This window comes from Halonotius pteroides (assembly GCF_003605635.1).
GTDB lineage: Archaea > Halobacteriota > Halobacteria > Halobacteriales > Haloferacaceae > Halonotius > Halonotius pteroides.
This window is the reverse complement of the sequence record NZ_QMDW01000006.1, coordinates 144,351-150,902: the sequence shown is the minus strand read 5'-3', so window position 1 is coordinate 150,902 and position 6,552 is coordinate 144,351. Positions and strand designations below refer to the sequence as shown.

4 protein-coding genes are annotated in these 6,552 nt (G+C 62.3%); 1 reads left to right on the top strand and 3 read right to left on the bottom strand.

What is annotated here, in order from left to right; genetic code table 11:
• Nucleotides 1–456 precede the first annotated feature (456 nt).
• Nucleotides 457–2,220: an archaeosine synthase subunit alpha gene (arcS, locus tag DP106_RS06090; protein ID WP_120084079.1), complete on the bottom strand. Its 1,764-nt coding sequence runs from the start codon at nucleotides 2,218–2,220 to the stop codon at nucleotides 457–459.
• 222 nt (nucleotides 2,221–2,442) lie between these two features.
• Between arcS and DP106_RS06085 the strand changes: the two genes are divergently transcribed.
• A complete protein-coding gene (locus tag DP106_RS06085; protein WP_120084077.1) occupies nucleotides 2,443–4,335 on the top strand; it encodes an ABC transporter ATP-binding protein in 1,893 nt (630 codons plus the stop codon).
• On the opposite strand, the gene tgtA is transcribed toward DP106_RS06085, so the two are convergent.
• Nucleotides 4,332–5,831 (bottom strand): tRNA guanosine(15) transglycosylase TgtA, encoded by a 1,500-nt coding sequence (gene tgtA, locus DP106_RS06080; RefSeq protein ID WP_120084075.1) that lies wholly within the window; start codon nucleotides 5,829–5,831, stop codon nucleotides 4,332–4,334. The two genes, DP106_RS06085 and tgtA, sit on opposite strands and share 4 nt — an antisense overlap.
• Before the next feature lie 69 nt (nucleotides 5,832–5,900).
• Nucleotides 5,901–6,443 carry an NUDIX hydrolase gene (locus DP106_RS06075; protein WP_120084074.1) on the bottom strand — a complete coding sequence of 181 codons (543 nt, stop codon included), beginning with the start codon at nucleotides 6,441–6,443 and terminating at the stop codon, nucleotides 5,901–5,903.
• Nucleotides 6,444–6,552: the final 109 nt, after the last annotated feature.

The window sequence follows — 6,552 nt, the reverse complement described above, 5'->3', positions numbered from 1 at the left end:
TGGCGCGAGCAGTTCGCGCCACGGCCTCTTCTGGGAGGGCTGTTCGAAGTGACTGAGTGATTCGATAGATACACCGATCCATGTCTCGTTGAAGCAGAAGGTGCAACAGATATCTGGCGTCTCAGAAATACCGTATCTTACCGTAATTTTACGGTAAGCTGCTTAGGCGATAACGGGTGGTTCGATTGTGGGAGACGGGCGACAGACTACGAGGAGCAATCTATGCAGGTGGAACGTTGGCCCTCTGTCTGGCCGCAGCAACCCTTGGTGTTGGGCTTGCGTCGCTTCTTAACTGACCTCAATATAAGGAACGTTGTATCACTTGAGTACCCTCCTGAACTAGAAGATGCGTCATGCAAGATACGCGCCTTCTATCTTGCACGCCAACCAGTAACAATATCACCACTCTGATTGTTGTTTCATTCAGCTACATCAGAGTGATAGCTGTTCTACCTGCTATCGCTCGCGAACGTGTCGCACCGTGCTGGCGACGCCACGGGTTGAATCGACCATCTCCGGGCCGCTCATCTCCGCGCGGCCGACGGCGAAGGCGGCCGATCCATCGATAACGACCTCGTCGCCCGGTCGGATGTCGTCGCTGGCGTCGACAACGCCTGGTGCGAGAACACTGCCGTGGGGGACGAACCCCTCGATGTCGACCCGTTTTGTCGGCGCGTCGCTTGCGAGCCAGCGATCCCCGCCGGCGAGTGTCATCGCCAGCAGGCCGTACTGCGGCACCATCGTCGCCAACTGATCGCCGTCGTCGTTGCGGAGCTGTAGCTTGGGATAGCGGCCCGTCGTCTGAATCTCGATATCACCGAACAGTGCGTCACCGGCGTTGTCGCCGAACTGGTAGTCGGCGATGGCTTTGATCGTGTTGTGCTGGCGTTCTCGCTTTGAGAACTTGAGTTCGCCCTCAAGCGCGCCAGCGAGGTTCGCCAGCGAATCCGTATCGGTTGGGTGGCCCTCGACTGTGTACTCGAAATCGAGGTCGATCTCCGGGTCGGCTTCGACGCGTTCGACGATGTCGCGGTAGCCATGATCGGGCACGTGAGCGACAACGCGAGGGTAGTCATTGCGCTGGAGATACCTCCGGAGCACGCTGGCGACGAACTGCTTTTCATCCTCCGACCACCGACCCGTGACGACCGAATCGTACTGTTGGGCGGGGTATGTTAGTTCGAGTTCCGGCGGGACAACGCCGATCGGCGAGGTCATCGAGACGGTGTGGCCGCGGTAGCCGATGGCGTCGTGGAACTGGCCGTGGCTCTGGGACTCGCTGTATGGTTTGCGAGCCGAACACGGCACGAGGACAAGGGGGTTGTCGAAGCGGTTGCGATAGCGGGTGGTCACGCGTTCGGCGAATCGCTGAATCTCAACGCGGCGGATGGTGTCGCTTGTCGCCGCTGCGATCTCGCTGGTTCGCATCACGGGCGTCCGGGTTTCGAGATAGCTGTACTCGTCGTCGAACTCCCGAAACGCGGCTGTCAGCCAGTTGTCGTGGCGGGCCTGGCCCTCAATATAGTCCCGCAGCCGACCCGCCCGAACCCGCTCGCGGACGCGCCGCAACTCGGCATCGAGGGCGGCGACGTTGTGATCGATACAGTCCTCGCGGTCGAACTCCTCGCGGGGTTGCTGGCAGGCTGGACACGAACAGGGGAGTTCGTTGAGATCAGTGAGAAACAGCTCGGCATCGCTGGTGAGATACATCCCTTGGCTGGCTTTCACCTTCGCTAACTTCGCGTCGACGCCGTCGACGCCGGCGTAGGCCAACAGCGCGACGTTTCGCGGCGTTGCAACGCCCGAAAGCACGAGCGCGGTGTCGGCTGGCAGCGCGTCCTTCGCGCTGATGATCGCGTCTTTGAACCCCCCGCCGTGGCCGACGAACCCCGACGCGTCGCTTAGAATGTAGGCGTCGGCTCCCTGCGGCGTGGGGTCGTTGCTGGCGACGACCGCAGCCGTTGGAAAATCGGTGTCAGCGTGATCAGTTGCGAACGCATCCTGCACCTCGTCACGAGTCCCAGCCGGCAGCGAGCGATGTGGGAGGATCGTCAACTCGTGTTCGTCGCCGTCAGGTGCCTCGTGGTCGGCGTTCCACAGGCTCCCGCTGTCGACGAGCACATCGTCGAGGCGGGCCGGCGTTGTCACCGGCTCGGCGAGCCGGAGGTCGCCGATCCGCGCCGCGCCGTCGCGGTCGAGGATCTCAAAATACTCGGTCATTGCCTTCCGTCGACCGCCGACGGGCAACTATCTTGCCTTTGTGCCCGAACGCGACGAGGTCAGCATCCGGATCAACTCCAACCGGTTGCATACCTGGGATTTCAGCGACCGACCCCAGTCGTCGCCGTCGAACGATGGGTGGGTACGGATCGATGGTCGGCGGAGACACACAGTGAGTCACCGGAGCGTCAGCGTTAGGCGTCGGGCTCCGCAACCCACAGTATGGCTGACGAGCACGGGGGCTTCGAGTCTGTTCGCGACAACGTTGTCGGCCACCCGATGGTTAATCTCATCCGGTATGCGTTGCGGTACTGGCCGCGACTTCTGACCGGCGTGGTAACCGCGGTCATCACCCGGTTTGCTCGCTTAGTCCCGGCATTGATCGTCGCGGCCACGATCGATCGCGTCGTCCTTGGGGGGGCTGATCCAGGGCTGCTGACCGACGTTGGGCTGTTGCCGACCGGGGCTATCGCCGGCGAGGCCGCCCGAATCGACCTTCTCCGCCGGCTTGTCATCATCGCGGCGGTTGCCTATCTTATTCGCTCGGCAACGCGGTTTGCCTCGCGGTATCTGCTGCAGTCGACCGCCCAGAAGGTACAACGGGATCTCCGCAACGATGCCTACGACCACCTCCAGCATCTCTCGATGGATTTCTTTATTACCCACCAAACCGGAGCGATGCTGTCGGTGCTCAACAGCGATATCAATCGGCTTGAGAGCTTTCTCAACAGCGAGTTCCGACAGCTGATCCGTGTTGTCGCCACCGTTTCTGGGATCGCGATCATCCTCTGGAGCTACTCGCCGAAGCTAGCGACGATCGCCCTCCTGCCGGTGCCGCTGATCGGCCTTGCCAGCGCGAGGTTTCTCACCTGGATCGAGCCGCGCTATCAGTCGATCCGCGAAACGGTCTCCCGGCTCAACAGCCGCTTAGAAAACAACATCGGCGGCATCGACGTGATCAAATCCTTCGACCGGTACGCGTTTGAACACGAGCGGGTCGCCACCCAAAGCGCGCAGTATCACGACGAGCAGATCAGCGCCCTACGGCTACGGCGGGCGTTTTTTGCCGGACTCAGACTGTTGACCGGCGTTGCCTTCGTCGCTATCCTGTTTATCGGTGGCCGGGATATCATCCGCCTCGGGGATGCCGGCGCGCTGTCGACGGGCTCGTTCGCGTTGTTTTTTCTGTATCTCCGGCGGCTATACTCGCCGATGCGGCGGATCGGTCGCTCGGCAAACAAATACCAGCAGGCCAAATCGAGTGCTGAACGTGTGTTTGGCCTGCTCGGCCAGACAGCCACGATCGACGATCCCGACGACCCCCACACCCCCGAACGGATCGACGGCGAGATCACGTTTAATGATGTGACGTTCGCCTACGGCGACCGCGAGCCGGTGCTCAATGGGGTGTCGTTGTCGATACAGCCCGGCGAAACAATCGGCTTCGCCGGCGAAACCGGTGCCGGCAAATCAACGCTAGCACAGCTTGTGCCGCGGTTCTACGACGTCGACAGCGGCTGTGTCCGTGTCGACGGTGTTGACGTCCGTGAGTACGCCCGCCAGCATCTCCGGCGGGGGGTCGCTATCGTTGGCCAGTCGCCGTATCTGTTCTCCGGCACCGTCGCCGAAAACATCGCCTACGGTGACCGCGAGACGCTGACCGAGCTTCGAACGAGTGGCTCGGTGCCGTCGGCCGTTGTTGAGGCGGCTGACGCCGCCGAGGCCGATCGATTTATCAACGACCTCCCGGCGGGCTACGACACTGAGATCGGCGAACGCGGCGTGAAACTCTCCGGCGGCCAACGGCAGCGGCTTGCCATCGCCCGGGCGATCCTCAACGATCCGGCGATCATCATCCTTGATGAGGCCACCAGCGACGTTGACACCGAGACCGAACAACACATCCAGGCCAGTCTCTCGCGGCTGATCGCCGACCGCACCGCGCTTGTGATCGCCCACCGGCTGTCAACGATTCAGGATGCTGACCGTATCGTCGTGATGGACGACGGCGAGATCATCGAACGTGGCAGCCATGACGACCTGTTGGCGACCGATGGCACCTACGCCGCTCTCTGGGGGGCCCAAGCCGACGAGACACCGGCGTCAGCCGACTAATCTTCCGCCGAGCCCGACTGGTGAATCGCCGACAGCGGCTCAACCGAGACACGATCCGGAATCCGCTTTTTGGCGTCAGGATGCCACGCCGCAACGGTGAGGGTAAACGCTGTCTCCGGATTCGCCGCAACGAGCGTTCGAACCCCCTCGGCGGCAGCACACTCAGCGGCACGATCTGTCCGATCAGGAACTGTCGCAGTGAGCGGATAGCTCTCGGCGAGCGCACGGGGAAACGGGCCGAACGGCGGTTTGACGCGCCAGACGGCGTCGTAGGCATCGGTATCGGGAACACCGGACTCGGTCAACAACAGCCGATCTGGCGTCGATAGCCGGTTGAGACGGTCGTGATGTCGACGAACCTCAGGCCGGCGTGCGCTCTCAGCGGAGGTGGCGAAGAACGTTCCTTTTGAGACTGGATCTTCGGCTTCGAGCTGGTCGGCGTGATCTAACAGCGCGCGGTAGCCGTCGTACATCGCCGGATGGCCGCGGGCGCGGCGTTCGACAAGTTCCAGCAGATTGCCGCTTCGGATCGCCTGTTTGATCCGGCGGAGCTCCTCAAAGGTGACATGGAGGTTGTGCTCGGCGAGCAGTCGAGTTTGCGTTTCGTCGTCTTCGTTCCGGAGGTCGGCCGGCGTTCGCTCACCGCAGATCGGACACGAGCAGGGGAAGTAGTCGAGCTCATCGAGCTGTTGGGTACCAGCGACCGTCAGATACCGGCCACCACGGGCATACAGCGCGTAGGCGGCCGAATCGAAGAGGTCACAGCCCAACGCGACCGCCAGCGCAAGCATCATCGGGTGGCCCGCCCCAAAAAGATGAACGGGGCAGTCAGCACCGAGGCCGCGTTTTGCGGCGGCAACGGTCTCGACCATATCGTCGTACCGATAGCTGTTCATCAGCGGGACGACCGCGCCGATCGGGAACACGTCGAGATCGGTTTCGGCCGCGTGGGTGGCGGCGTCCTCGCGGAGGTCGGGGTACGTCGAGCCCTGCACCGGCGCGTTCAGCAGCATCTCGTCGACATCCAGCCCCTCGGCGTCGGCGAGTGCCTGCTGGGTCGTTGCCAGCTCCGATTCGGCCTGTTCGCGGCTCACATCCGGCGGTGTCGGAATGTCGACCGGCGTCCCGATATCCGACCCGATGGCGTGTTGGAACTCGATAATCTCCGCTGTCGTCACCTCGACATCGCTGTACTCGGAGAGCTGGAAGGAGCCGGAATCGGTCATGATCGCGCCGTCGAACCCAAGCATCTCGTGGAGGCCCTCGTCGAGGGCCTGTTCGCGAAGCGATTCGGTCTCGCGGATGATATAGGCGTTCGTGATCAGGATCTCGACGCCGAACTCGGCGGCAAGACGGGCGGGCTCAATCGTAAGCCGGTTTGGATTGATCACCGGCATCAGGGCGGGCGTCTCGACCGTTCGGTCGGCCCGTGGGATCTCAAGTCGGCCGATCCGCCCGGCGGCGTCGGCGTCCCGGCTCTCGAAGTGGTCACGCATTACCCGTCGCTACCGCGGGCTGGTCGGTAAGGATTGCGTTCGGGTCACAGCGGCAACGAGCGCAGGCCGTCAGTGCGTCAACTCGTAGTGCATAACCGTCAGTGCCGACCGGCCGTCGTCTAAGTCGTCGTTGACAACGCTATCGAGATATTCGTTGTAGCCAACTGTGTCGACGCGGATACTTTCGTTGTCGTCGAGTTCCTGTTCGGCTGTCGGCTCGCAGTCGGAGGCCACGAGGTGGTGGTGTACCGAGTTGGCGATCCCGTTCGATGGTTCGGTCGTCAGCAAGTGTTCGATCCGGTCGGCCTCGTAGCCCGTTTCCTCGCGAAGTTCACGGTGGGCTGCAACCGTGCGATCCTCGTCGCCTTCCATCGAGCCAGCGGGTAGTCCGCGGTTGATGCGGTCGACGGCTTGTCGCCACTCCTCGATCACAACGACATCACCGTCAGGCGTCAGCGGCAGGATAACGACCGCCGGCGACTCATCAACGTAGTGGTACTCGGTTTCGGTGCCGTCTGGCAGCCGAACGTCGTCGCGTCGCACGTCGAACCCTGGACATGCGTAGTCGATCTCGCTACCACTCGTCTCCCAGCGGAGGGGGTCGTCGGTCATAGCTTGTCCTTTGTCACTATGTGCTAAACAGCACTGGTTCCGGTGTTTCGTTGTTATGCCTGCCGGGTCCGTGAGTAAGGGTTTACTTGCCCACCAGCCTCCGAACAGC

Bases quoted from the DNA above. Each gene is read 5' to 3' on its own strand.
- tgtA (WP_120084075.1), bottom strand. From the start codon at position 5,831: ATGCGTGACCACTTCGAGAGCCGGGACGCCGACGCCGCCGGGCGGATC.
- DP106_RS06085 (WP_120084077.1), top strand. From the start codon at position 2,443: ATGGCTGACGAGCACGGGGGCTTCGAGTCTGTTCGCGACAACGTTGTC.
- arcS (WP_120084079.1), bottom strand. From the start codon at position 2,220: ATGACCGAGTATTTTGAGATCCTCGACCGCGACGGCGCGGCGCGGATC.
- DP106_RS06075 (WP_120084074.1), bottom strand. From the start codon at position 6,443: ATGACCGACGACCCCCTCCGCTGGGAGACGAGTGGTAGCGAGATCGAC.